This is a genomic window from Thioalkalivibrio sp. ALE14 (assembly GCF_000376845.1).
GTDB lineage: Bacteria > Pseudomonadota > Gammaproteobacteria > Ectothiorhodospirales > Ectothiorhodospiraceae > Thioalkalivibrio.
Window position 1 is genome coordinate 1 of record NZ_AQXY01000022.1, and the last position, 23,883, is coordinate 23,883.

General features: G+C 65.4%; 24 protein-coding genes. 5 read left to right on the forward strand and 19 right to left on the reverse strand.

Going from position 1 to position 23,883, the window contains the following annotated elements; all coding sequences use genetic code 11:
- A partial coding sequence (locus tag F572_RS0103315; protein WP_018158399.1) for an integrase core domain-containing protein occupies positions 1 to 253 on the forward strand: 253 nt, incomplete at its 5' end.
- Between the two features lie 45 nt (positions 254 to 298).
- Here the strand turns inward: F572_RS0103315 and F572_RS0103320 are convergent.
- The 3 genes from F572_RS0103320 to F572_RS0103330 all read right to left on the reverse strand — a co-directional run bounded on the left by F572_RS0103320 (position 299) and on the right by F572_RS0103330 (position 3,196).
- Positions 299 to 1,534: a site-specific integrase gene (locus tag F572_RS0103320; RefSeq protein ID WP_017942296.1), complete on the reverse strand. Its 1,236-nt coding sequence runs from the start codon at positions 1,532 to 1,534 to the stop codon at positions 299 to 301.
- Positions 1,535 to 1,813: 279 nt separating this feature from the next.
- Positions 1,814 to 2,716, reverse strand: coding sequence for a cytochrome c (locus F572_RS0103325; RefSeq protein WP_017942295.1), 903 nt, complete (start codon positions 2,714 to 2,716; stop codon positions 1,814 to 1,816).
- 12 nt (positions 2,717 to 2,728) lie between these two features.
- Positions 2,729 to 3,196: a cytochrome c gene (locus F572_RS0103330; RefSeq protein WP_017942294.1), complete on the reverse strand. Its 468-nt coding sequence runs from the start codon at positions 3,194 to 3,196 to the stop codon at positions 2,729 to 2,731.
- A 210-nt stretch (positions 3,197 to 3,406) separates the two neighbouring features.
- Between F572_RS0103330 and F572_RS0103335 the strand changes: the two genes are divergently transcribed.
- Complete coding sequence (locus tag F572_RS0103335) at positions 3,407 to 4,093, forward strand: class II aldolase/adducin family protein (RefSeq protein ID WP_017942293.1); 687 nt, start codon at positions 3,407 to 3,409, stop codon at positions 4,091 to 4,093.
- A gap of 20 nt (positions 4,094 to 4,113) precedes the next feature.
- Here F572_RS0103335 and F572_RS0103340 read toward each other — a convergent pair whose 3' ends face one another.
- Positions 4,114 to 4,668: an NUDIX domain-containing protein gene (locus F572_RS0103340; protein WP_017942292.1), complete on the reverse strand. Its 555-nt coding sequence runs from the start codon at positions 4,666 to 4,668 to the stop codon at positions 4,114 to 4,116.
- A 129-nt stretch (positions 4,669 to 4,797) separates the two neighbouring features.
- Between F572_RS0103340 and hspQ the strand changes: the two genes are divergently transcribed.
- The 3 genes from hspQ (at position 4,798) to F572_RS0103355 (ending at position 7,593) form a co-directional block, all read left to right on the forward strand.
- The gene (hspQ, locus tag F572_RS0103345) at positions 4,798 to 5,118 is read left to right on the forward strand and encodes a heat shock protein HspQ (RefSeq protein WP_017942291.1); all 321 of its coding nucleotides are present in this window, start codon (positions 4,798 to 4,800) and stop codon (positions 5,116 to 5,118) included.
- An 80-nt stretch (positions 5,119 to 5,198) separates the two neighbouring features.
- Entirely contained in the window at positions 5,199 to 6,890 is a 1,692-nt protein-coding gene (gene ilvD / locus F572_RS0103350; RefSeq protein ID WP_017942290.1) for a dihydroxy-acid dehydratase, read from the forward strand.
- 16 nt (positions 6,891 to 6,906) lie between these two features.
- Positions 6,907 to 7,593 (forward strand): rhomboid family intramembrane serine protease, encoded by a 687-nt coding sequence (locus F572_RS0103355; RefSeq protein ID WP_017942289.1) that lies wholly within the window; start codon positions 6,907 to 6,909, stop codon positions 7,591 to 7,593.
- A 10-nt stretch (positions 7,594 to 7,603) separates the two neighbouring features.
- Here F572_RS0103355 and galU read toward each other — a convergent pair whose 3' ends face one another.
- The 15 genes from galU to gyrA form a co-directional block, all read right to left on the reverse strand.
- Complete coding sequence (galU, locus tag F572_RS0103360) at positions 7,604 to 8,491, reverse strand: UTP--glucose-1-phosphate uridylyltransferase GalU (protein WP_017942288.1); 888 nt, start codon at positions 8,489 to 8,491, stop codon at positions 7,604 to 7,606.
- A gap of 368 nt (positions 8,492 to 8,859) precedes the next feature.
- Positions 8,860 to 9,141: a ComEA family DNA-binding protein gene (locus F572_RS0103365; RefSeq protein WP_017942287.1), complete on the reverse strand. Its 282-nt coding sequence runs from the start codon at positions 9,139 to 9,141 to the stop codon at positions 8,860 to 8,862.
- Positions 9,142 to 9,241: 100 nt separating this feature from the next.
- Positions 9,242 to 9,961: an orotidine-5'-phosphate decarboxylase gene (gene pyrF / locus F572_RS0103370; protein WP_017942286.1), complete on the reverse strand. Its 720-nt coding sequence runs from the start codon at positions 9,959 to 9,961 to the stop codon at positions 9,242 to 9,244.
- Positions 9,958 to 11,190 carry a tetratricopeptide repeat protein gene (locus tag F572_RS0103375; RefSeq protein WP_017942285.1) on the reverse strand — a complete coding sequence of 411 codons (1,233 nt, stop codon included), beginning with the start codon at positions 11,188 to 11,190 and terminating at the stop codon, positions 9,958 to 9,960. The genes pyrF and F572_RS0103375 overlap by 4 nt, the downstream gene beginning before the upstream one ends.
- Before the next feature lie 68 nt (positions 11,191 to 11,258).
- Positions 11,259 to 11,576, reverse strand: coding sequence for a LapA family protein (locus tag F572_RS0103380; RefSeq protein WP_017942284.1), 318 nt, complete (start codon positions 11,574 to 11,576; stop codon positions 11,259 to 11,261).
- A gap of 19 nt (positions 11,577 to 11,595) precedes the next feature.
- Positions 11,596 to 11,892: an integration host factor subunit beta gene (locus tag F572_RS0103385; protein WP_017942283.1), complete on the reverse strand. Its 297-nt coding sequence runs from the start codon at positions 11,890 to 11,892 to the stop codon at positions 11,596 to 11,598.
- Positions 11,893 to 11,985: 93 nt separating this feature from the next.
- Positions 11,986 to 13,656 carry a 30S ribosomal protein S1 gene (gene rpsA, locus F572_RS0103390; protein ID WP_026143066.1) on the reverse strand — a complete coding sequence of 557 codons (1,671 nt, stop codon included), beginning with the start codon at positions 13,654 to 13,656 and terminating at the stop codon, positions 11,986 to 11,988.
- A gap of 85 nt (positions 13,657 to 13,741) precedes the next feature.
- Positions 13,742 to 14,449 (reverse strand): (d)CMP kinase, encoded by a 708-nt coding sequence (gene cmk, locus F572_RS0103395; protein WP_017942281.1) that lies wholly within the window; start codon positions 14,447 to 14,449, stop codon positions 13,742 to 13,744.
- Positions 14,446 to 15,750, reverse strand: coding sequence for a 3-phosphoshikimate 1-carboxyvinyltransferase (gene aroA, locus F572_RS0103400; protein WP_017942280.1), 1,305 nt, complete (start codon positions 15,748 to 15,750; stop codon positions 14,446 to 14,448). The genes cmk and aroA overlap by 4 nt, the downstream gene beginning before the upstream one ends.
- Before the next feature lie 7 nt (positions 15,751 to 15,757).
- Positions 15,758 to 16,639 (reverse strand): prephenate dehydrogenase/arogenate dehydrogenase family protein, encoded by an 882-nt coding sequence (locus F572_RS0103405; protein WP_017942279.1) that lies wholly within the window; start codon positions 16,637 to 16,639, stop codon positions 15,758 to 15,760.
- A complete protein-coding gene (hisC, locus tag F572_RS0103410) occupies positions 16,636 to 17,793 on the reverse strand; it encodes a histidinol-phosphate transaminase (protein ID WP_026143065.1) in 1,158 nt (385 codons plus the stop codon). Before hisC ends, F572_RS0103405 begins: the two co-directional genes overlap by 4 nt.
- Before the next feature lie 54 nt (positions 17,794 to 17,847).
- Positions 17,848 to 18,963 carry a prephenate dehydratase gene (gene pheA, locus F572_RS0103415; RefSeq protein ID WP_017942277.1) on the reverse strand — a complete coding sequence of 372 codons (1,116 nt, stop codon included), beginning with the start codon at positions 18,961 to 18,963 and terminating at the stop codon, positions 17,848 to 17,850.
- A 3-nt stretch (positions 18,964 to 18,966) separates the two neighbouring features.
- Complete coding sequence (locus tag F572_RS0103420) at positions 18,967 to 20,130, reverse strand: phosphoglycerate dehydrogenase (RefSeq protein ID WP_017942276.1); 1,164 nt, start codon at positions 20,128 to 20,130, stop codon at positions 18,967 to 18,969.
- A 49-nt stretch (positions 20,131 to 20,179) separates the two neighbouring features.
- On the reverse strand, positions 20,180 to 21,259 hold the full coding sequence (serC, locus tag F572_RS0103425; RefSeq protein WP_026143064.1) for a 3-phosphoserine/phosphohydroxythreonine transaminase: 1,080 nt from the start codon (positions 21,257 to 21,259) through the stop codon (positions 20,180 to 20,182).
- Positions 21,256 to 23,874: a DNA gyrase subunit A gene (gene gyrA, locus F572_RS0103430; protein ID WP_017942274.1), complete on the reverse strand. Its 2,619-nt coding sequence runs from the start codon at positions 23,872 to 23,874 to the stop codon at positions 21,256 to 21,258. Before gyrA ends, serC begins: the two co-directional genes overlap by 4 nt.
- Positions 23,875 to 23,883: the final 9 nt, after the last annotated feature.

Genomic DNA, 23,883 nt, shown 5'->3' on the forward strand with positions numbered 1-23,883 from the left:
CTACCAGGAACGGCTGGATGCGTTGGGCTTCGTGCCCTCCATGAGCCGCAAGGGCAACTGCTGGGACAACGCGGTGATGGAGCGCTTCTTCGGCGCACTGAAAAGCGAGTGGACCGACGCCCGGACCTACCGTACCCGCGAGGCCGCCCGACTGGATGTCGTGGAGTACATCGAAATGCAGTACAACAGCGTCCGACCCCACACGGCCCTGGGCCAACTTACCCCCCGGGAGTGGGAAAAGGCCGTTGCTTAGAGGGGTGTCCGTTCTCACTTGACCAGAACAGTTCGGGGCGGTCCATCATTGCCACGCCGCTTGCAGCGGAATAACCCTGCCTGAATGTTGCGAAGGATCGACGGTGAACAGCAAACGGCGTTCCCATGCCTCCATCGCGGCGCGCTTTTCATCGTCATAGCGGTGGAGGTCATAGACTGCGGCCATGCCCTTCCTGGTGTGGCCAATGGCGAGCTCGGCGATATGCTCCGGCACCCGTGCAGCGGCAAGGCCAGTCCGCATAGTCCGCCGCAAGTCGTGTGGCCGCCAACGGGTTTCGAGTTCCATTCCAAGTTCATCCGCACAGCGCAGCACGGCCTTTGCAATGGCGGCAGTCCCCGGCGCACGGTCCCCTCGGGCCGCGAAGACGAACGCCCGGCTTTCGTTTGTCTGCGCTGCCTGTTTCAGTAGCGCCTGGGCGGTCCCGCTCAGGGGCACGGTGTGAGCGGTTTCGGTCTTTCCGCGCCGGTTCGCAGGGATGGTCCAGATATCGCCGTGGACTTCGGACCACTTCATGCCGGCCACCTCCCCCGGCCTCTGCCCCGTTATGAGGATCATGCGCAACACTAGGAGCGTCATTGGATGCATACCCTCTGGCGGCTCCTCCCGGGTCCAAAGCGCCCGCATTTCTCCGTCCGTCAGGATGCGATCCCTTCGCTTAGGAGACAGGCTCGAGGCCACCTTGCGCGGTTTGATCCCGGCGGAAACGTCCACTTCCACCAAGCCGCGATCCTCCGCCCATCCGAATAGCTGCTTGGTGTACGTCAACAGTAGGGCTGCGGTGCGGCCGTGCGTCGACGCCACGTCCTCAACCACCTCGATCAGGTGATGTTTCCGAATGTCCCGGATCTTGCGGTCACCCAATGCACTGGCCAGGTGGTTCTCCATAATCCCGCGCACACTCGCCAGCGAGCGAATCCCGGCCTTCGATTTCAGGAAGCGTTTGAGGGCTTCGCGGACGGTGGCTTGCGCGCGTTCTTCGCGCCTTTGCTCAAGGATATCGGTTCCGCCGTCGATCTCCTGGCGGAACTCCCCTGCCCGTTTTCGAGCAGCCGCCAGTGACCAGGTGCCGTAGTCGCCAATTGTCATCAAGCGATCCTTGCCTTGCTTCGACTGGTACCGCAGGACGAAGGCCTTCTTTCCTCCGCTGGTGACACGGATACCGAAGCCCTTCGGGGCTTCTTTATGGTCATCGAAGACCAGGCGTCGGCCCTTCTCCGGTGGTTCCAGTTTCGCGAGTCGCGCCTCGGTCAACGTTGGCATGTGAACATTCCTCACTTGCTGTGACGGTCACAGTATGGTCACAGTATAGGAGGATATTTCTTGACACTCAATGTCACTTGGTGTCAGGATCGAAACCACTACCAAACAGGTAGTTGCGAACGGAACGCCCCTTGTGACAAGGGTTTCCGGAAAGGGCTTGGCGCTGACTGTTAATCACTAGGTCGGCGGTTCGAGCCCGTCCCGGGGAGCCAGATACAGAAAAAGGGCCAGGTCTTGTGACCTGGCCCTTTTTCGTGGTGCCGAAGGGCTTCGCAATCCCTAGTCGGGCTCGTGCTCGAGGGCCTCCAGGGACCCGAGATAGATTGCGATGGCGCGCCGGTCGGCATCCGTCAGGTGAGCGGTTCCATGATCGATCACCTCGGCCATACTGCCTCCCGCAAAGTCGCCATCCCGTGTCAGCCCCATTTCCAGATAACGGGCGATATGCCGCTCGCCCCAACGGCCGATTCCAGTCTCACGATCGGGGGTGATGTTCGGCGCGACGTCGCCATCGGGCAGCCGTGCCCCGGCCCCGATGCGGTTCAGGTCGAGGCCCCCGGTGCGGGTCCTCGGGGTATGGCACTCCATGCAGTGACCGAGGGCGTGGGTCAGATACGCCCCGCGATTCCAGTCGTCCGACTGGTCCGGGTCGGCCTCGAAGGTGCCCGGCTCGAAATGCAGCCATTTCCAGCCGATCAGTGACGGACGAAAGCGGGCGTACCAGACCAGGTCATGGGGCGTGTTCTCGCGGGCCACTGGCTCCACCTCGGACTGCAGAAAGGCCCACAGGGCCTCTACATCGCGTGGCTGCATTCGGGTGTACGCGGTGTACGGAAACGCCGGGTAGTAATGCCGCCCGTCCGGACCCCGCCCCTCCAGCAGGGCGCGCTTGAATTCGTCCTCGGACCAGTTGCCGATGCCGTGTTCCGGGTGCGGCGTAATGTTCGGGCCGTAGAAGGCCCCGAACGGGCTTTCGATTGCCCGGCCCCCGGCCAGAAATTCCCCGTCGTCCGCCGTATGACAGGTTACGCAGCCTCCCGCCCGCAGCACATACTCGCCATAGGCGATCTGCTCGTCGCGACCGGCCGACGGGTCATGTTCGCCGATCGAGACTTCCGCCTGGGCGACCGCGCCCACCAGAAAAAGGGCTGACAGACCGGCTGTCAGCCCCTTCGTGCTCATCACCACCGCGGATCAGTCGCGGCGGAAGTCGTCGTGGCAGGCCTGGCAGGACTGACCGAGGTTGCGGAAGCGAATGGCGTATTCGTCCTCGTTGCCGGCCTCCACTGCGGCGTGCAGCGCCTCGGCGGCTTCGCGGGTGTCATTCGAGAGCTCTTCGAAGCGCTCCCAGTTATCCCAGATCTCTTCCTTGGCATCGGTTTCCGGAAAATCGCTTCCCTCCGGAAAGAGGCTCGGGATGTCCTGAGTCAGAGCCACAAGCTGGCTCGTATGCATCTTCAGGTTGTCGCCGAATTCGGCGCCGTCCACGACCACCGCGGCAAACGCCCCCACATTACCCCCAATCGCGCTCATCACCCCCTGGCGGTAGTCGATCGTGGGGCCGTGGTCCTCGAAGGCGTGAGCGGTGCTTGCGGCACCCAGCCCGAGGGTCAGGGCGGTAGCGACGGTGGTGGCGGTCAACAGACTTGCGGCTTTCTTCATGGCGTGTACTCCCTTTAAGAAACAAAGACTTCGCCTGTATCCGGCGAACGGAATATGCAAGTTAACTATAGTCGGTTCACCCGCCGGTTTTCCATTGGATGGACCTGTTCGCATCCGGCGCCCCGGGCTTTCACCGTTGACCCCAGGATTTGCGCGGGGTTCCCGCCGAACCCGGTACAATCCCCCTGTACCCACCACCTTATTATCCCCATGCACGAACACGCTCCCTCGGCCGTAGACGAGACCACCCTACGCAAGGCTGTCATCCACGCCGGTCTGGAGACCAACCGGCGGGGTCTGAACCAGGGCACCTCCGGCAATATCAGCGTGCGTCTGGGTGATGGCATGCTCATCACGCCCTCCGGCGTGGCCTACGAGGCCCTGCAACCGGAGGACCTGGTGTTCGTGAATGGCGAAGGCCGGTGGGATCCGGACCGGAAGCCCTCCAGCGAGTGGCACTTCCACCGCGCCATCCTGCAGGCGCGTCCGGATCTGGGTGCGGTCATCCATGTGCATTCGGTATATGCCAGCGTAGTGGCGATCCAGGGCCTCGATATCCCGGCCCTGCACTACATGGTCGCGGCCGCTGGCGGGAACTCGATCCGCTGCGCCCCGTACGCCACCTTCGGCACCGAGGCCCTCTCGCAGCGGGCGGTCGAGGCCATGCGCGATCGCACGGCGTGCCTGCTGGCCAATCACGGGATGATTGCGGCCGGGCCGGACCTGGCACAGGCCCTGTGGCTCACCGAGGAGGTCGAGCTGCTGGCGCGCCAGTATGTGCTGAGCCTGCAGATCGGGGGGCCGCAGCTGCTGGACGATGCGGAAATGGAGCGCGTCCTGGAGAAATTCCGCCACTACGGACCGCAGCGTGACGACGCCCCGTCCGGGAGCGATTAGGCAGCCGGTTCAGGGGCTAGTCAGAGACCCGGGATCGCGTCGTCCGGGTCGGGTAGCGGCGCCGAGCGCGGGGCGAAATCGGTGCGTTCGCGGGTCTCGAGGTAATGGCGCAGGGCCCAGGTTACGGACGGGAAGGCGCGATCCTCCGGCAGCGCGTCGAACCGGAACAGGCCCACTTCCTCCGATTCCGGCCCTGGCGCGATCGCGTCACTGAGCAGTCGCGCGCGGTAGATCATCTGTACATGTCCCACGTGTGGAACGCTGTAGACGCCCAGCAGCTGATCGGTCTCCAGTACGGCGCGGGCCTCCTCCCAGGCCTCGCGTCGGGCCCCCTCCGCCGGGCTCTCGCCCTTTTCCATGAAACCGGCCGGGAGCGTCCAGTAGCCTCGGCGTGGGTCAATGGCCCGACGACAGAGCAGGACACGGTCTTCCCAGATGGCCACGCTGCCGACGATGATTCGGGGGTTCTCGTAGTCAACGAAGCCACAATGGTCACAGACGCGCCGTTCGCGATCATCACCCTCCGGGATGTGCAGGTGAAAGCTGGGATCAAGACCGGACGGGTTGCGACTCATGGCGGCACCGTGAAGGGTGTTCAGGGACTACAGCAAAGCACGTTGGAAGAACCCGACGCCGCTTGAACACGCAACGCCGGCGACGGTCCACTATAGAGAAAAGCGCACCGAGGCAGTACAGAGGGGATTATGACCACACGCACACGCTTTACCGTCGGTGAGCTCGTTCACCATACCAAGTTCGATTACCGCGGTGTGATCGTTGATGTGGACCCGGTCTACGCCGGGTCTGACGAATGGTACGAAACTGTGGCGAAGAGCCGTCCGCCGAAGGATCAACCGTGGTATCACGTGCTGGTGGACGGTTACTCGCACAGCACGTATGTGGCCGAACGCCATCTGGAGCCGGATACTCGTGGCAAGCAGATCGAGCACCCGGCCCTCGGACAGTTCTTCGACCACTTCATGAACGGTCGCTATTTGCGCCACGGCGATCCCGGCGCCCATTAATCCGCGTTTGATGAAGGCATGATTGCCGGATCGGTGTATCCGGACCTGCCGCCTATCCAGCCACCACGACAGGGAAGAACATGGCACAGGACAACCGTCGCAGCCGCGTCGTCACCGAAGGCCCCCGCCGCACGCCAAACCGCGCCATGCTGCGCGCCGTCGGCTTTGGGGATGATGACTTCCAGCGTCCGATCGTGGGTATCGCCAACGCCCACAGCACCATTACGCCCTGCAACATGGGCATTGGTGCCCTCGCCGCCCGTGCCGAGCAGGCGGTACGCGACGCCGGGGGGATGCCACAGACCTTCGGCACCATCACGATCTCCGACGGCATCTCCATGGGGACGCCCGGAATGAAGTACTCGCTGGTTTCGCGCGAAGTGATCGCCGACGCCATCGAGACCGTGGTCAATGGCCAGAGCCTGGATGGCATCCTGGCCACCGGCGGCTGCGACAAGAACATGCCCGGGGCGATGATCGCCCTCGCCCGCCTCAACGTCCCCGGGATCTTCGTCTACGGTGGCACCATCAAGCCGGGCCACTACAAGGGGCAGGACCTGACCATCGTCAGCGCCTTCGAGGCGGTCGGCCAGCATGGTGCCGGTAACCTGTCCGACGAGGACCTGCTGGGCGTGGAGAAGGGCGCCTGCCCGGGGGCTGGCTCCTGCGGTGGCATGTTCACCGCCAACACCATGTCCAGTGCCTTCGAGGCCATGGGCATGAGCCTGCCCGGCTCGTCGACCCAGGCCGCGGAGGATCCCGAAAAGGGGGATTCCGCCGCGCGCTCGGCCGAGGTGCTGCTGGAGGCCATCCATGCGAACCGACGTCCGCGCGATATCCTGACCCGCGAGGCCTTCGAGAACGCCCTGGCCGTGGTCATGGCCCTGGGCGGTTCGACCAACGCGGTACTCCATCTGCTGGCCATCGCGCACGCCGCCGACGTGCAACTGGACATCGACGACGTCGAGCGCATCCGCCGCAAGGTCCCGGTGCTGTGCGACCTGAAGCCTTCCGGGCGCTATGTGACCACCCAGTTCCATGCGGTGGGCGGCACCCCGCAGGTGATGAAAATGCTGCTGGAAGCCGGCCTGCTGCACGGCGACTGCCTGACCATCACGGGCGCGACGCTCGCCGAGACACTGGCGGACATCTCCGCGACGCCTCCCGCGGATCAGGACATCATCCGCCCCATGGACCGCCCCCTGTACCCGCACGGCCATCTGGCGATCCTCAAGGGGAATCTGGCAACCGAAGGTGCGGTTGCCAAGATCACCGGCCTCAAACGGACGGCGATCTCCGGGCCTGCACGCTGTTTCGATTCCGAGGAGGAATGCCTGGACGCGATCCTGGCCGGCCAGGTGCAGGCGGGCGACATCCTCGTCATTCGCTACGAGGGCCCGCGAGGCGGGCCCGGGATGCGCGAGATGCTGGCACCGACGGCCGCCATCATCGGCGCCGGTCTCGGGGATGCCGTCGGCCTGATTACCGATGGCCGTTTCTCGGGCGGTACCTACGGGATGGTGGTGGGCCATGTCGCGCCCGAGGCCGCGGCCGGCGGCACGATTGCGCTGGTGCGGGATGGCGACCTCATCGAGATCGATGCCGCCGATAATCGCCTGGCGCTCCAGGTCGAAGACGCCGAACTGGCACGCCGGCGCGCCGAATGGTCGGCGCCGGCCCCGCGCTTTGATCGCGGGATCCTTGGCAAGTACGCCCGTCTTGTAGGATCGGCGAGCCGTGGTGCCGTGACCGACGATTTCAGCGGATCGTGATCCGGAACCCGTATCCATGACCCACCCGGATCCCCGGCATCCCGACTTCAGCATGATGCCGCCGGTGATCGGTTTCCTGCTGGTCACTAACGTCGCCCTGTTCCTGGCCATGCCCTGGCTGGGCGACTGGCTGATCAGCCATTTCGGCCTCTGGCCCATCGGGACGCCGGCGACGGTCCATCAGGACGGCACCTGGATGCGGGTGCCGGACTTCCAGCTCTGGCAACTGGTGACCTACGGCTTCCTGCACGGTGGCCCGGTCCACCTGTTCGTGAATCTGTTTGCCGTGTGGATGCTGGGCGTGCAGATCGAGAACGCCTGGGGTTCACGCACCTTCGCCGTGTACTTCCTGGTCTGCGTGATTGGCGCCGGGCTGGTGCAGCTGGTGGTGACCGCCCATGGTAACGGCGACATGATCTATCCGACCATCGGGGCCTCGGGCGGGGTGTTCGGGGTGCTTTTGGCCTTTGGGATGATGTTCCCCAACCAGCGCCTGTTCCTGATCTTTCTGCCGATCCCGATCAAGGCCAAGTACTTCGTGATTGGCTACGGCGCGCTGGAGTTGTACCTGGGGATTTCCGGCACCCTGGCGGGCATCGCCCACTTCGCCCATCTGGGCGGCATGGCCTTCGGTTTTCTGATGATCCAGTACTGGCGCGGGCGGCTCCCGATCCGGCCGCGCCAGCGCCGTTTCTGGTGGTGACGCGAACCCCTCAGGTCGCCGAGCGAGCGCGCAGATAGGCCGCGAAATCGTCCTTCAGCTCCGGATGGTTCAACGCGAACTCCACGGTCGCCTCCAGGTACCCCAGCTTGGATCCGCAGTCGAAGCGGCGTCCCTCGAAATTGAAGGCCGTCACCCGCTCCAGTTCCAGCAGGCGTGCGATCGCGTCCGTCAGCTGGATCTCGCCACCGGCGCCCGGTTTCTGCGTGGCCAGCATCTCGAAGATCTTCGGAGTCAGGACGTAGCGACCGACTACGGCCACATTCGACGGGGCGTTGTCCGGCGCGGGCTTCTCGACGATGCCTTTGACATCCCAGCTGCGCGGCCCGGTCTGGACCGGATCGATGATCCCGTATTGATGGGTACGATCCTCCGGCACTTCTTCCACCCCGAGAACGCTGCAGCCATGCTCGGTGTACTGCTCCACCATCTGCCGGGTCGCCCCCCCGTTGGCTGATTCGATCAGGTCATCGGCGAGGATCACGGCGAAAGGTTCATTGCGGACAATGGGATGGGCGCAGGCGACCGCGTGGCCAAGACCCAGTGCGTCCGACTGGCGCACATACACGCACGTGACTTTGGGGGGGACGATGTTCCGGACCTGTTCGAGAAGCTCCTTCTTCCCCCGTTCCTCCAGTTCGTGTTCGAGTTCGTAGGCCTTGTCGAAATGGTCCGGAATGGAGCGCTTGTTGCGGCCGGTGACGAACACCAGCGTTTCGATCCCCGCGGCCACCGCCTCTTCCGCCGCATACTGGATCAACGGCTTGTCCACCACCGGCAGCATCTCTTTCGGGTTCGCCTTGGTGGCCGGAAGGAAGCGGGTACCCATCCCGGCGACCGGGAACACGGCAGTGCGGATCGGGGCGTGACTCTGGCTCATTCCATCTCCTTAAGGAACACTGATTCATGTACATGCTCGCGCTCGAGTCGCTTTTGCGTGCGAACAAGGCGCGGTGACTGCCGTGCAGTCATTCTGCACAAGGGAGCCGCAACGCCGTGCGCAGGCAAAAGCGGCCGAGCCCCTTCGGGGTTGGCACCCCAGGTTCCCCGATCCTGCGTGGCGGCCCTTGCCGGTAGATCCACTACCGGCTGCGTACCGCGCCTTGTCTCGGAAAACCTGGGGTACCAACGCGAGTGCGTACATGAACCAGTGTTTCCTTACCAGCGAACCCCCAGCCCATGCGTCCTGCCGGACCCATCGACCGGGGGCTGAAAACGGGCGGCGCTGCACACGCCGTCCGCTGCGGGCTACTCGACGACGATCAGGTCGAGATTCATCTCCACGGTGCGCTCGCCGATCCCCGACACGTCCGTCAGGGCCTGCACCGAGGCGAAGTCACCGTGTGCCTCGCGGTGCTCCACGATCGCCCGCGCCTTGACCGGGCCTACGTTCTCCAGTGCCGCCAGTTCGTCGGCCGACGCACTGTTCAGGTTCACCGGCTGGCCACCGGTTGCGGTCAGCATCACCAGCGGCAGGACACAGAGTGCCGCAAGGGCCCAGCATTTCGCGCATTGGAAAATCGGCTTCATCACAAACCTCCCTTTCTTCATTGGACAATCGGTGCATCCATGCACCAACGGCATCCTAGCCGGAACGATCCCGCTCGAAAAGCCCCGGACCCCAGTGGCGTTATACGGCCTGTGCCAAACGTGAGACGAAGGTCTCCATTGCCGCTGCCGGATCCGCCGCACGGGTGATGGGACGCCCGACCACGATCGCGCTCGCGCCCGCTGCAATGGCGCGTTCCGGGGTCATTACGCGTTTCTGATCGTCGCCGCCGGCCGTCTCCAGTCGAATCCCCGGCGTGACCAGTAAGGGCTGCTCTCCCAGGCGCCGACGCAGCACACTTGCCTCCTGTGCGGAACATACCAGCCCTTCGAGCCCGGCTCTGGCAATGGCCAGTTCTCCCAGCAATTCGACCTGTTCGGAGGGTTCCCGGCTGATGCCGGTCTCGCGCAGGGTCTCGGCGTCGCTTGAGGTCAATACCGTCACCGCCAGGAGCGCCGTTGTGTCATTCGTCTCGCGCACCGCCTCGTGTGCTGCGCGCATCATCTCCAGGCCACCGCTGGCGTGTACGTTGATCAGCCATACCCCCGTGCGGGCCGCGGCCCGGCAGGCCGCCGCCACGGTGTTCGGGATGTCGTGGAATTTGAGGTCCAGAAAGACGCGGAACCCCAAGTCGTGCAAACGGTGCAACAGCTCGGGGCCGGCAACGACGAACAGTTCGAAGCCGACCTTCAGTGCGCACTGGGCCGGGTCCAGTTGGCGGGCAAAGCCAAGAGCCTCGTCGGCGTCTGCGAAGTCCAGCGCCACGATCAGCCGTGTTGCGGGTTCCGGGATTGTGTTCATGGATGGGGACTCCCTTCACGGATCAGCGCCTCCTCGGCGGCCTCCGTCGTCTGGTCGATGTCGAAATCAAGCCCGCGCAGCGTATCCCAGCGTCGGCAGCTCGGGCACTGCCATACATGCGCCCGGCCCTGATAGCCGCAATTCACGCATTGATACAGATGCTGACTCCCGAGCTGGTCGGCCAGCGCCTTCTCGAACGCCGAGAACTCGGTACTGTATTGCTGTACGGCTGGCAGGATCTTCATCCAGCGAACCGCCTCCAGCAACCCCGACGTGGGTACGGGCCGCTGGGACAGAATGAGACCCAGTTCGGTGAGGGCTGCATCCAGTCGGCCGGTGCGCCGATAGAGCCGCATCAGCGCGATTCGAGCCATGGTGATGCCGCGATTGCGCGCCAGGTCGTCCAGCAGATCTTCGAGCTGCCCCAGCCGGTTCTCCCCCGGCAATTCCTGGTGCAGGCGCTCGATCCGCGGCACAAGAAGCGGCGCCAGTTGCGGGGTGCGGGCCACGGCGTCCCGACCAAAGCGGATCGCCTCGCGGATCTCGCCCGCCCGTGCGGCAATCTCCGACTGGATCAGCAGGGCACGCGACAGGCCCGGAACCAGCTCCTCGGCCTGCTCCGCCCGTGCCCGCGCCGCGTCCCAGTCGCCCTGATCCAGGGCAATCTGTGCCAGTTCGCAATGGTAGTGCGCGATTCGCTGGTGTTCATGCGGGACACCGTGCCCCTTGAGCCGGTCCCCCACCTCGATCGCCCGCTCCCATTCCCGCTGCGTCTCGTAGACCTGACGCAGGCCCTCCAGTGCCGGTACAGCCTGATGGGGGGAATCCGCTAGTTCGCGAAATACGGCCTCGGCCCGATCGAGGACGCCGGCGAGCAGGAAATCCTCACCGAGTTCGCACAGGGCCTGCGCGCGCTGGGCGTCCGGCAGCGTTGGGCGCGCGACCAGGTTCTGATGGATCCGGATGGCGCGGTCGACCTCCCCACGCCGCCGGAACAGACGGCCGAGGATGACATGGGTCTCGAAGGTCTCGTGATCCACCTCCACCATCTCGATGAAGGCCTGCAATGCATCATCGGTGCGGTCGTCCAGCAGGTGCCGAACGCCCTCGAGATAGCGATCCAGGGACGGTTCGCGTTCTTCGTGGTCTTCCGGGACGCCGTAGCGCGCAAGCCACCAACCGCTTGCCGCCGCGATCGGCAGCAGTAGCCAGAACCAGTCATCGATCATGAGCGAGAACGGTTCCCGGCTGCGAAAGGATCGGAAAGGGAGAGGCGGCGTCGCATGGGTTCACGCGACTAGTAGAAATCCCGCATCGGCGCGGTACGCAACTGCTCGACCTCGACTTTGAGGGCGTGGTTCTGTTCGCGAAGGTCGGCGATCTTTTGCTGGAGGCGGCGGAGTCGCAGCCACAGTACAAGCGAAGCGAGGACGACTCCGAACAGTGCAGCGATCCCGAGAAACACCACCATGGGTGCCTCGATCTGGATACCCGGCAACGCCAGCGTCACCAGATCCTCGTTCAGGACCACGAGAATGCCGACAGCGGACGAGATGATGATCAACGCGGCGAATGCCACGCTGTTGCGAATCTTCTGTCGACGCCGGTCATTCATGGGGAGGATCAGTGTTCCCCTACGCGTTCTCTGCTATTGAATCGTTGACCCGTTCGCGCAGTTCCTTGCCGGGCTTGAAATGGGGCACATGCTTGCCGGGCAAGGCCACGCCTTCACCGGTCTTCGGATTGCGACCCAGCCGCGGGGGCCGGAAATGCAGGGAGAAACTCCCAAAGCCGCGAATCTCGACTCGTTGCCCGTTCGCCAGCGCATGACTCATGCGTTCGAGCAATGCCTTGACCGACATCTCGACGTCCCTGGCAGGCAAATGAGGTGTCTTTCGGGCGAGGTTCTCGATCAATTCCGATTTGGTCATCTGGCACTCGTCACAGACAGGGAGGAATTCCGGTTTCCCGGAACAAAATGGCCCACGGCACCTTCCGGCACCGTGGGCCGCCGCAGGACGGACTTAGTCGTTCTTGTCCATCTGTTCCTTCAGCAGGTCGCCCAGGGTGGTGCCACCGCCGGCATTGCTGCCGTAGTCGGACACCATCTCGGCTTCTTCGGCACGATCCTTGGCCTTGATCGACAGGCTGATGGCGCGGGTCTTCTTGTCGACACCCATGAATCGGGCCTCGACGGTGTCGCCAACCTTCAGGACCGTGCTGGCATCTTCCACGCGATCCTGGGAGATGTCGGCCGCACGCAGGATGCCGTCGATGCCGTCGGCCAGTTCGACCACAGCCGCCTTGGCGTCCACTTCCTTGACGGTACCGGACACGATGCTGCCCTTGCTGTGCTCGGCCACGAAATTGGCGAACGGATCGCGGTCCAGCTGCTTCAGGCCCAGCGAGATGCGCTCGCGCTCGGGATCCACGGACAGGACCACGGCCTCGACCTCGTCACCCTTCTTGAAGTTGCGGATCGCCTCTTCGCCGGCCTCGTGCCAGGACAGGTCGGACAGGTGGATCAGGCCGTCGATGCCGCCTTCCAGACCGACGAACACGCCGAAGTCGGTGATCGACTTGATCTGGCCACGGACCTTCTCGCCACGGTTGTGATTGGCGGCAAAGTCGTCCCACGGGTTGGACTGGCACTGCTTCATGCCCAGCGAGATACGGCGGCGCTCTTCGTCCAGGTCCAGGATCATGACCTCGACCTCGTCACCGATGGCGACCATCTTGCCCGGGTTGACGTTCTTGTTGGTCCAGTCCATTTCGGACACGTGCACCAGGCCTTCCACGCCGTCTTCGATCTCCACGAAGCAGCCGTAGTCGGTGATGTTGGTGACCTTGCCGAAGATGCGGGTGCCGGTCGGGTAACGGCGGGTGATGTTCTCCCACGGATCCTCGCCCAGCTGCTTCAGGCCCAGCGAGACGCGCATGCGCTCGCGGTCGAACTTGAGCACCTTGACCTCGACTTCCTGGCCGATCTCGACCACGTCGGACGGGTGCTTGACGCGCTTCCAGGCCATGTCGGTGATGTGCAGCAGGCCGTCGATGCCGCCGAGATCCAGGAACGCACCGTAGTCGGTGAGGTTCTTGACGATGCCCTTGACCTGTGCGCCTTCCTGCAGGTTTTTCAGCAGCTCTTCGCGCTCGGCGCTGTATTCCTGCTCGACCACGGCACGACGCGAGACCACCACGTTGTTGCGGCGACGGTCCAGCTTGATGAGCTTGAATTCCAGCTCTTTGCCTTCCAGGTACGCGGTATCGCGCACCGGACGAACATCCACGAGTGAACCCGGCAGGAACGCCCGGATATCGCCCAGCTCGACGGTGTAACCGCCCTTGACCTTGCCGGAGATCTTGCCGGTGACGTACTGCTCTTCTTCCATCGCACCTTCGAGACGGTCCCAGGCCTTGGCCCGCTTGGCCTTCTCGCGCGACATGCGCGTCTCGCCGAAACCGTCTTCCGGGGTCTCGAGGGCCACTTCGACGACATCGCCGACCTTGACCTCGAGCTCACCCTCTTCGTTCATGAACTGCTCGGTGGGAATGACCCCCTCGGACTTCAGGCCGGCGTTCACCACGACGACTTCCGGGGTGACCTCAATGACGGTGGCACTGAGGATGGCACCCGGCTGCATCTGGGTGTAGGCCATGCTCTCTTCGAGCAGTTGCGCGAAACTTTCACTCATGGATTTGTGAACCTGTGGTTTAACAAATGCTTGCAGAGACTTCCTGCAACCAGTTCTAGACGTTTATGATCCCGCTTCCGACGGCTTATTCCGCGGGGCGGGGGCTTGGTTCCGGGAGTACGTCCCGGAGGCGCTCCAGGATCATGTCCACCACGCCAACGATGTCGAGGTCCGTGGTATCCAGTTCCCAGGCATCCTCGGCGGGTTTGAGGGGGGCCACGCTGCGTTCGCGGTCACGACGGTCACGGGCTTCCATCTCATCCTGAAGGGCGGAGAGATTAGCACTAAGTCCTTGTTCCTTCAACTGCATGTAACGCCGTCGTGCCCTCTCCTCGGCGGAGGCCGTCAGAAAGATCTTCAGGTCGGCTTCCGGGAAGACCACCGTGCCCATGTCGCGTCCGTCGGCGACCAGTCCCGGGGCCTTGGCAAAGCCACGCTGGCGCTCCAAAAGCGCCTCGCGCACCGCGGGAATCGCGGCCACTTGCGAGGCATCGCTGCCGGCCTGCTCCGTGCGCAGCAACTGATCCACCGGCGCCCCCTCCAGCAGGGTGGTCACGGCCGTGGCGTCGCGATTGACCTCGAAATCCACATCCAGGCCCGCGGCCAGCCGGACCAGCGCGGACTCGTCGGTCAGCTCCACTCCGTGCTGTCGTGCCGCCAGACCCAGCAGGCGGTACAGCGCACCACTGTCCAGCAGGTGCCAGCCCATGGCGGCCGCCACGCGCATGCAGACCGTGCCCTTGCCGGCGCCGCCCGGCCCGTCGATGGTCAGAACCGGTACCTCCGAACTCATGCTGCCTCCAGTTGCAGTCCGGCCTCGCGCGCCAGTTCCACGAAGCCGGGGAAAGACGTACCCACATTCTCGCAGTCACGGATATGGATGGGTGAGCGGGCGCGCAGCCCCGCCATCGCGAACGACATCGCGATCCGATGATCGCCGTGACTGTCGATCTCGCCCCCGGTGAAACCGTCTCCACCCCGGATGCGGATACCGTCCGGCCGGACGTCGCAATCCACACCCAGGGTCGTCAGCCCGTCGGCCATGACCTGGATGCGATCGCTTTCCTTCACGCGCAGCTCTTCGGCGCCGGTCAGCACGGTTTCGCCCTCGGCGCAGGCGGCGGCGATGAAGATCGCGGGAAACTCGTCGATCGCCAGCGGTACCAGATGCTCGGGGATCTGGATGCCCTTCAGCGCGGCGGCCTCCACCTCGAGGTCTGCTACCGGTTCGCCGCCCGCCTCGCGCTCGTCCAGCACCCGGATCTCGGCTCCCATCAGGCGCAGGATGTCGATCACGCCGGTGCGTGTCGGATTGATCCCCACGTGTTCCAGGCGCATGCGTGAGCCGGCGGCGATGGAGGCGCCTACCAGAAAGAAGGCCGCCGATGAGATATCCGCCGGTACATCCACCGGGCTCGCGACCAGCCGGCCACCGCCCTCGACACAGGCCCGGGCGCCGTCACGCTCGACGGTGTAGCCAAATCCGGTCAGCATCCGCTCGGTGTGGTCACGGGTGGGCGCCGGCTCGGTCACGCAGGTCCGGCCGTCGGCCCACAGTCCGGCCAGCAGCAGGGCCGACTTCACCTGGGCACTGGCGACCTTCAGCACGTGATCGGTGCCGCGAAGCGGTGCCCCACCATGCACGCGCAGCGGCGGTGTACCGGCCCCGCTGGTGTCGATATGCGCGCCCATCCGGGCCAGGGGTTCGGTGACCCGGCGCATGGGGCGCCCGCTGAGGGAGCGATCCCCCACCAGCTCGCTGTCGAAGGCCTGCCCCGCGAGCACGCCGCACAGCAGACGCATCGCGGTTCCCGAGTTGCCCATGTCCAGCGGACGGTCGGGGGCCTTCAGGCCGTGCAGCCCGGCACCCTGGATGCGCACGCAGCCCGGTCCGGTCCGCTCGATGGCCACGCCCATGGCGCGGAAGGCCTCCAGCGTGGCCATGCAGTCGGCACCTTCGAGAAAGCCGGTCACGTGCGTCTCGCCCTCGGCCAGCGCACCCAGCATGATCGACCGGTGAGAGATCGACTTGTCACCCGGCACGCGGGCCTGGCCCGCGAGCTGTCCCCCGGGCTGTACGGTAAAGGTATTCATCAGGTTTTCAGGTATCCAGTTGTGCATCCGTGGGGTCGCACAGGCGATCGCGGGTTTCCTTGGCGTGTTCAAAGCGTTGTTCGATGGTCGCGGCATCACCGCGCTCGATCGCGGCGCGCAGGTTTTCGAGATCGGCCTGATAATGCCCGATCACCTCGAGGATGGCGTCGCGATTGGCCAGGCAGATGTCGCGCCAGACCACCGGGTCGCTGGAGGCGATGCGTGTGAAGTCACGAAAGCCCCCGGCGGCGTAGTGAAAGATCTCGTCGCGCTCGCTCATGTCGGCGAGCGACGACACCAGCGTAAAGGCCAGCACGTGCGGCAGGTGGCTGGTCGCCGCCAGCACCCGGTCGTGGTGCGCCGGGGTCATGTATTCGACCCGGGCACCAGCGGCCTGCCACATCGCGGCCACGCGGTCCGTCGCCATTGGATTGGTGGCATCCGCCGGTGTCAGGATCACCAGGCGATCCCGGAACAGGTTGGGGAAGGCGGCCGTCACCCCGCTCTTCTCGGTGCCCGCGATCGGATGGCCGGGGACGAAAGCCCGCGGAAGCTCGCCAAAGCCAGCCGCCAACGCGTCAATCACGGCCTGCTTGCTGCTTCCCACGTCGGTCAGCGGGCTGTCCTCGGGCCAGGCCGCCGCGAGGGCGCGGGCCAGGGGCTCCATCGCACCCAGCGGGACCGCGAGCACGCCCATGTCGGCGCCCTCGGCCGCGGCGGCGACATCCGTGGTCCAGCGGTCGATGACGCCCAGGCGTTGCGCCTCGCGGAGGTTCTCGGCATTGCGCGAACACCCCACGATCTCGCGAACCGCCCCGGCCTCGCGCAAGGCCAGGGCCAGCGACCCGCCGATCAGGCCGACGCCGAAGATCACCAGCCGTTCGATCACGCCAGCGCCTTCTGGAGCGACGCGAGGAAGCGGTCGTTGTCCTCGCGGGTGGAGACGGTCACGCGCAGGTGTCCGGGCAGCCCGTAGTTCTCGACGGGACGCGTGATTACCCCGTCACGCAGCAGGGCGTCATACACCGGACCGGGATCCCGGCCGGTGTCAAAGGTGACGAAATTGGCCACCGACGGGATCACGCGCAGCCCCATCTCGCGCAGTGCCGCGCTCACCTGCCGCAGCCCCTCCCGGTTGATGGCGACGGACTTCTCCACATGCTCGGCATCGTCCAGCGCGGCCAGGCCGGCGGCCTGGGCAATGGCATTGACGTTGAACGGCTGTCGCACCCGGTTCAGCAGATCCGCGATCGCCGGGGAACTGACGGCGTAGCCCAGGCGCAGCCCGGCCAGGCCCTGGATCTTGGAGAACGTCCGGGTCACGATCAGGTTCGGGTAGCGTTCCAGCCACCGGGTGGTATCCGGGTATCCCGCCTCCTCGACATATTCGAAGTAGGCCTCGTCCACCACGACCACGGTGGTCGTCGGCATCGCCGCCACGAAGGCCTCAAGCACCTCGCCGTCCAGCCAGGTGCCGGTCGGGTTGTTCGGGTTGGCTACGAAGACCACGCGGACGTCGCCGTCGATCCGGGCCTGCATCGCCCCCAGATCGTGCCCGAAGGGCTGCTCCGGGTGGTCGGCGGCCAGCGCGGGTGCGACGCGTGCCTCCGCATCCACCGCCTGGGTCACCAGCGGATAGACGGCGAAGGCATGCGCGGAAAAGACGGCCGCGCGCCCGGGCGCCAGCCAGGTGCGCGCGATCAGCTCCAGTACCTCGTTGGAGCCGTTGCCAAGCGTGATCTGGTCGGGTGTTACCCCGTGGCGCTCGGCCAGACGCGCCTTCAGCTCGAAACCATTGCCATCGGGGTAGACATGCGCCTCGGACAGCGCCATCCGGCCCGCCTCCACCGCCCGTGGGGACGGCCCCAGCGGATTCTCGTTGGAGGCCAGCTTGATCGCCTGGGTAATGCCCAATTCGCGCTCGAGCGCGGCCACCGGCTTGCCCGGCTGATACGGGCTCAGGCCCCGGACGCCGGCGACCGCGAGAGCGACCGGATCAAACACCTCGCCGGCCACGGCGGATACGGAGGGGTTGGATGCCATGCGGGAAACCTCGGCCATTCACGTAACGGGTTCAGGTAGATAAGTCGAGCGGATTCAGGTGGCGGCCTGGGGATAGCTCCCCAGCACCTTCACGGTATCGGCGCTCGCGCGCAGCTGCTCGAGGCAATCGCGGATCAACGGGTCCTGCTGGTGCCCGACCAGATCAAGGAAGAAGACGTAGTTCCACGGCGTGCAGCGCGACGGGCGTGACTCGATGCGGGTCAGGCTGATCCCGGCCTCGGCGATCGGCTTGAGCAACGAGTAAAGCGAGCCCGGCCGGTTGGCGGTGCTCAGCATCACCGAGGTACGGTCGGCCCCACTCGGCTCGGTCGTCCCGGAGCCGATGATCAGAAAGCGTGTGGTGTTGTCGGCGCGATCCTCCACATGCTGTGCGCGCACCGGAACATTGAAGTGCTCCGCGGCCGCCCGGCTCGCGAGCGCCGCAACCGTCGGGTCCTGGGCCGCCAGTTCCGCCGCGCGCGCGTTGCTGGAAACCGCCTCGCGCTCGGCATCGGGCATCTCGGTGTCCAGCCACTGCCGACACTGCGCCAGCGCCTGGGCATGCGCGAGCACGCGCCGGATCTGGCCGAGGTCCTCGGCCTGCGCCAGCAGGTGATGGTGAATCGGGGTCACGACCTCGCCGCAGATCTGCAGCGAGGAATCCATGAAGCAGTCCACCGTGTGGGTCACCACGCCCTCGGAGCTGTTCTCGATGGGCACCACGCCGAACTGCGCGCGCCCGGTCTCCACGGCGCCGAACACGGCATCGATGGACGCCAGCGGCTGGGTCTCCACCGCATGCCCAAAGTGCTTGCGTGCCGCCAGGTGGGTGAAGGTACCCACCGGCCCGAGGTAGGCCACATGCAGCGGATGCTCCAGCGCCAGGCATTCGGACATGATCTCGCGGAACAGCCGGGTGATCGCCTCGCCGGACAGCGGGCCGGGATTCTGTTCGCGCACGCGGCGCAGGATCTCCGCTTCGCGCTCGGGGCGATAGAACACCGGATCGCTCTCCTGCCGGCGCTTGACCCGTGCCACCGCCTCGGCGCAGCGGGCGCGCTCGCTCAGGCGCTCGAGCAGCTCGGCATCCAGCGCGTCGATGCGCGCGCGCAGAGCAGCCAGGTCCTCCAGCCCCTCGGCGGGCCGCGACGAATGCGAATCCCCGGCCACGACCTACAGCACCCGCGCTCGCAGCACGCCGTCGATCTGGTGCAGCGCATCCAGCGTTGCCGCGTCCGGATGGCCATCGACGTCCAGCAGGGTGTACGCCAGATCGCCGCGCGAGTCGTTCATCAGGTGAAGGATGTTGATGTTCGATTCGCCCAGGGTGTGCGAGATGCGCCCGACCCGGTCCGGCAGGTTGCGGTTGATGATCGCGATGCGCGTATCGCCCTTGCGGTCCAGGACCAGCGTAGGCAGGTTCACGGAGTTCACCACGTTGCCGTTCTCGAGGTAGTCGCGGAGCTGGTCCGCGATCATCACCGCGCAGTTCTCCTCGGACTCGGTCGTCGAGGCCCCCAAGTGTGGCAGGGTGATCACGCGCGGGTGGCCCACCATGCCCTGAACCGGAAAATCGGTGATATAGGCATGCAGTCGTTCGGCATCGAGGCCCTCGCGCACGGCCTCGTCCTCGACGATGCCCTCGCGCGCCAGGTTCAGGATCATTGCACCGGGATTCATGCCGGCCAGGTTCCGGGCGTTCACCAGATTGGCGGTGTTTTCGGTCAACGGTACGTGCACGGTGACCGCATCGGCCCCCTCCATCGCCGCCTCCACCGAGCGCGCCCGTTCGATGCCGGAATCCAGGCGCCAGGCATTCTCCACCGTCACCTTCGGATCGAAGCCGACCACCTCCATGCCCAGCGCACGGGCGGCATTGGCCACGCCCACGCCGATCGCGCCCAGGCCGAGGACCGCCAGGCGTCGCCCTGGCAGCTCGAAGCCGGTGAATTTCTTCTTCCCCTGCTCCACCGCCGACATGAAGTCGTCCTTGGTGGGATCCAGCTCCTGGACATATCCCGCGGCCGGCAGCAGGTTGCGCGCGCCCAGCAAGAGCCCGGCAATCACCAGCTCCTTGACCGCGTTGGCGTTGGCGCCCGGGGCGTTGAAGACCGCCACGCCCCCTTCCGACAGGGCCTCCACCGGGATGTTGTTCACCCCGCTGCCCGCGCGGCCCACGGCCAGGACTGAATCCGGGATCTCCACCGAATGCAGGTCGAATGATCGCAGCATCAGCGCGTCCGGCTGATGGATATCCGAGGCGACCTCGTACTGGTCGCGCGGGAAGCGGTCCAGCCCGCGCACGGCGATGTTGTTGTAGGTCTGGATCCGGTACATCACGACCTCCTGGCCCGGTGGCATCCCCGGCCACTGCGATTCGACGGGATCAGGCGTGGCGGTTTTCGAAATCCGCCATGAACTCGATCAGGGCATCGACGGCGCTTTCCGGCACCGCGTTGTAGATACTGGCGCGCATCCCGCCCACCGAACGATGGCCCTTGAGCGAGGACAGTCCGGCGGCGTCCGCCTCGTTCAGGAAGGTGCCGTCGAGGCCATCGTCCGCGAGGATGAACGGCACGTTCATCCAGGAACGGGCCGAGGGCTCAACCGGATTGCGGTAGAACGCCGAGTTGTCGATGTACTGGTAGAGCTTCGTGGCCTTGCGCTGATTGATCTCGGCCATCGCCTCCAGGCCGCCCTGCTCCAGCAGCCATTCGAACACCAGCCCGGCCAGATACCAGCCAAACGTCGGCGGGGTGTTGTACATCGAGTCGTTCTCGGCCTGCAGCGCCCAGTCCAGTACCGCCGGCACCGGGCCCTTCTCCCTTTTGAGCAGGTCGTTGCGCACGATCACCACGGTCAGGCCCGCCGGGCCGATATTCTTCTGCGCCCCGGCATAGATCACGCCGAACTTCGAGACATCAATCGGGCGCGACAGGATGGTGGAGGACATGTCCGCCACCAGCGGGACATCGCCCGCGTCCGGCACATCCGGGAACTCCACCCCGCCGATGGTCTCGTTCGGCGTGTAGTGCACGTAGGCCGCGTTCGGGTCAAGGTTCCACGAGGCGCGATCCGGGATCGAGTCGTACCCGCTTGCCTGCGAGCTCGCCACGATATTCACCGGCCCGTACTTCTGGGCCTCCTTGATCGCCTTGCCCGACCAGGCGCCGGTATCGATATAGTCCATGCCCTGGCCATTGGCCAGGTTCATCGGGATGGCCGCGAACTGCCCGGTCGCCCCGCCCTGCAGGAACAGGACCGAGTAGTCGTCCGGGATGTTCATCAGCTTGCGCAGGTCATGTTCTGCCTTCTCGGCCACGGCCATGAAGGGCTTGCCGCGGTGGCTCATCTCCATCACCGACATCCCGGACCCGCGGAAGTCCAGCAGCTCGTCACGCGCCCGTTCGAGCACCGCCTGCGGCAATGCCGCCGGCCCCGCGCTGAAGTTCATCACTCGCGTCATTCCTGTTCTCCATCGTCGCTGGATTCGGGACCCACCTCCGGGTCCGTCCCGGCGTCCGCCTGGCCGGGATCCTCGTCGTCTTCCTCGCCCTGCAACTGCGCCACACGGGCCAGTTCCACCAGGTTCTCGCCTTCGTCGAGGCGGATCAGGCGCACCCCCTGGGTGTTGCGTCCGATCAGCGGGATCTGGTCCACCGGCGTGCGTACCAGCGTGCCGCCGTTGGTGATCAGCATCACCTCGTCATCGTCCAGTACCCGCGACGCGCCTACCAGGAGGCCGTTGCGGCCCTCGGTCTGGATCGCGATCACGCCCTGTCCGCCGCGGCGATGCACCGGGAACTCGTCAAAGCGGGTGCGCTTGCCATAGCCATGTTCGGTTGCCAGGAGTGCGGATCCCTCGTCCACGTTCAGCAGCGCGATCACCCGCTGGTCATCCTCCATGCGCACGCCGCGCACGCCGCAGGCGGTACGGCCCATGGCCCGCACATCGCTCTCGTGGAAGCGAACGGCCTTGCCGGCGGTGGTCACCAGCATGACATCCAGGGTGCCATCGGTGAGGGATACATCGACAAGGTGATCGCCCTCGCGAAGATCCACGGCGATGATGCCGGAGGCCCGGCGGCGCGAGAAATCCGTCAGGGGGGTCTTCTTGACCGTCCCCTGTTCGGTGACCATGAATACGTAGTGGTCCGGGTCGTACTCACGCACCGGCAGGATCGCATTGATCCGTTCGTCGGATTCCAGCGGCAGCAGATTGACGATCGGCTTGCCGCGCGACGCACGCGAACCCTGTGGCAGCTCGTAGACCTTCAGCCAGTAGACCCGCCCGCGGCTGGAGAAACACAGGATCGTGTCGTGGGTGTTGGCGACCACCAGCCGGTCGATGAAGTCCTCTTCCTTGAAGCTGGTCGCCGCCTTGCCACGCCCGCCCCGGCGCTGCGCGCGGTAGTCCGCCACTGGCTGGTACTTCACGTAGCCGGCGTGGGACAGCGTGACGACCACGTCCTCCTCTCCGATCAGGTCTTCCAGGGTCAGGTTTGCCTGGCGCTCGCGGATCTCGCTGCGGCGTTCGTCACCGAACTGTTCGGCCACCGCCAGCAGTTCGTTGCGGATTTCCAGCTGCAGCCGGTCGCCCGAGCCGAGGATGTCCAGCAGGTCGTCGATCAGCTCCAGCAGCTCGCGGTACTCGTCGAGGATCTTGTCCTGTTCCAGCCCGGTCAGGCGATGCAGCCGCAGGTCCAGGATGGCCTGGGCCTGAGCCTCGGACAGGCGGTAGCCGTCCTCGCCCACGCCGTACTCCGGTGCCAGGTCCTCGGGGCGCGACGCACTGGCCCCGGCGCGATCCAGCATGTCGCTGACCACGCCCAGCGGCCAGGCGCGGGCCAGCAGCCCGGCCTTGGCCTCGGCCGGGTTGGGGGCGGCACGGATCAGCTCGATCACGGGATCGATGTTGGCCAGCGCGATCGCCAGGCCTTCCAGGATATGCGCGCGCTCCCGGGCTTTGCGCAGATCGAAGATCGTGCGCCGGGTGACCACCTCGCGGCGATGCCGCAGGAACGCCTCCAGCACCTGACGCAGATCCAGCACCTTCGGCTGGCCGTCCACCAGGGCGACGATGTTGATGCCGAAGACGTTCTGCATTTGGGTGTGCATGTACAGGTGGTTCAGCACCACCTCGGCCATCTCGCCACGCTTGAGCTCGATGACCAGACGCATGCCGTCCTTGTCCGACTCGTCGCGCAGCTCGGAGATGCCCTCGATGCGCTTCTCCTTCACCAGCTCCGCGATCTTCTCGGTCAGGCGTGCCTTGTTCACCTGGTAGGGCAGCTCGGTAACCACAATCGCCTCGCGCTGGCCACCCTCCAGCGGCTCGACATGCGAGCGTGCCCGGATCAGGACCCGGCCGCGACCGGTACGGTAGGCCTCGCGCACCCCGTCGATGCCATTGATGATGCCGGCGGTCGGGAAGTCCGGTCCCGGCAGGTGTTCCATCAGGCCGTCGATCGAGATGTCGGGATCGTCGATCAGCGCCACACAGGCGTTGATCACCTCGCCCAGGTTGTGCGGCGGGATGTTAGTCGCCATCCCCACCGCGATCCCGGCGGAGCCGTTGACCAGCAGGTTGGGGAACTTGCTCGGCAGCACCGCCGGCTCGCTTTCGGAGCCGTCGTAGTTGTCGATGAAGTCGACGGTTTCCTTATCGATGTCGGACAGCAGCTCGGCGGCGATGCGCGCCATGCGCACCTCGGTATACCGCATGGCCGCCGGGGAGTCGCCATCAATGGAGCCGAAGTTGCCCTGCCCGTCCGCGAGCATGTAGCGCATGGAGAACGGCTGCGCCATGCGCACGATCGCGTCATAGACGGCGGAGTCGCCATGCGGGTGGTACTTACCGATCACGTCACCGACTACGCGCGCCGACTTCTTGTACGGCTTGTTGTAGTCGTTGCCCAGCTCGCGCATCGCGTAGAGCACGCGGCGGTGGACCGGCTTGAGGCCGTCACGGACATCGGGGAGGGCCCGGCCCACGATTACGCTCATCGCGTAATCGAGATAGGACTGCTGCATCTCGTCTTCGAGATTGACCGGGAAGATTTCCTTGGCAAATTCAGCCATCGAGGGTTA

Coding starts and splice junctions, on each gene's coding strand:
- gyrA (WP_017942274.1), bottom strand. CDS start 23,874: ATGGCTGAATTTGCCAAGGAAATCTTCCCGGTCAATCTCGAAGACGAG.
- F572_RS0103330 (WP_017942294.1), bottom strand. CDS start 3,196: ATGAAGAAAGCCGCAAGTCTGTTGACCGCCACCACCGTCGCTACCGCC.
- F572_RS0103420 (WP_017942276.1), bottom strand. CDS start 20,130: ATGTACCGGATCCAGACCTACAACAACATCGCCGTGCGCGGGCTGGAC.
- F572_RS0103325 (WP_017942295.1), bottom strand. CDS start 2,716: ATGAGCACGAAGGGGCTGACAGCCGGTCTGTCAGCCCTTTTTCTGGTG.
- F572_RS0103365 (WP_017942287.1), bottom strand. CDS start 9,141: ATGAAGCCGATTTTCCAATGCGCGAAATGCTGGGCCCTTGCGGCACTC.
- rpsA (WP_026143066.1), bottom strand. CDS start 13,656: ATGAGTGAAAGTTTCGCGCAACTGCTCGAAGAGAGCATGGCCTACACC.
- F572_RS0103340 (WP_017942292.1), bottom strand. CDS start 4,668: ATGAGTCGCAACCCGTCCGGTCTTGATCCCAGCTTTCACCTGCACATC.
- F572_RS0103335 (WP_017942293.1), top strand. CDS start 3,407: ATGCACGAACACGCTCCCTCGGCCGTAGACGAGACCACCCTACGCAAG.
- F572_RS0103355 (WP_017942289.1), top strand. CDS start 6,907: ATGACCCACCCGGATCCCCGGCATCCCGACTTCAGCATGATGCCGCCG.
- F572_RS0103380 (WP_017942284.1), bottom strand. CDS start 11,576: ATGAATGACCGGCGTCGACAGAAGATTCGCAACAGCGTGGCATTCGCC.
- F572_RS0103320 (WP_017942296.1), bottom strand. CDS start 1,534: ATGCCAACGTTGACCGAGGCGCGACTCGCGAAACTGGAACCACCGGAG.
- cmk (WP_017942281.1), bottom strand. CDS start 14,449: ATGAGTTCGGAGGTACCGGTTCTGACCATCGACGGGCCGGGCGGCGCC.
- F572_RS0103375 (WP_017942285.1), bottom strand. CDS start 11,190: ATGATCGATGACTGGTTCTGGCTACTGCTGCCGATCGCGGCGGCAAGC.
- serC (WP_026143064.1), bottom strand. CDS start 21,259: ATGACGCGAGTGATGAACTTCAGCGCGGGGCCGGCGGCATTGCCGCAG.
- pyrF (WP_017942286.1), bottom strand. CDS start 9,961: ATGAACACAATCCCGGAACCCGCAACACGGCTGATCGTGGCGCTGGAC.
- F572_RS0103385 (WP_017942283.1), bottom strand. CDS start 11,892: ATGACCAAATCGGAATTGATCGAGAACCTCGCCCGAAAGACACCTCAT.
- galU (WP_017942288.1), bottom strand. CDS start 8,491: ATGAGCCAGAGTCACGCCCCGATCCGCACTGCCGTGTTCCCGGTCGCC.
- ilvD (WP_017942290.1), top strand. CDS start 5,199: ATGGCACAGGACAACCGTCGCAGCCGCGTCGTCACCGAAGGCCCCCGC.
- hspQ (WP_017942291.1), top strand. CDS start 4,798: ATGACCACACGCACACGCTTTACCGTCGGTGAGCTCGTTCACCATACC.
- aroA (WP_017942280.1), bottom strand. CDS start 15,750: ATGAATACCTTTACCGTACAGCCCGGGGGACAGCTCGCGGGCCAGGCC.
- hisC (WP_026143065.1), bottom strand. CDS start 17,793: ATGGCATCCAACCCCTCCGTATCCGCCGTGGCCGGCGAGGTGTTTGAT.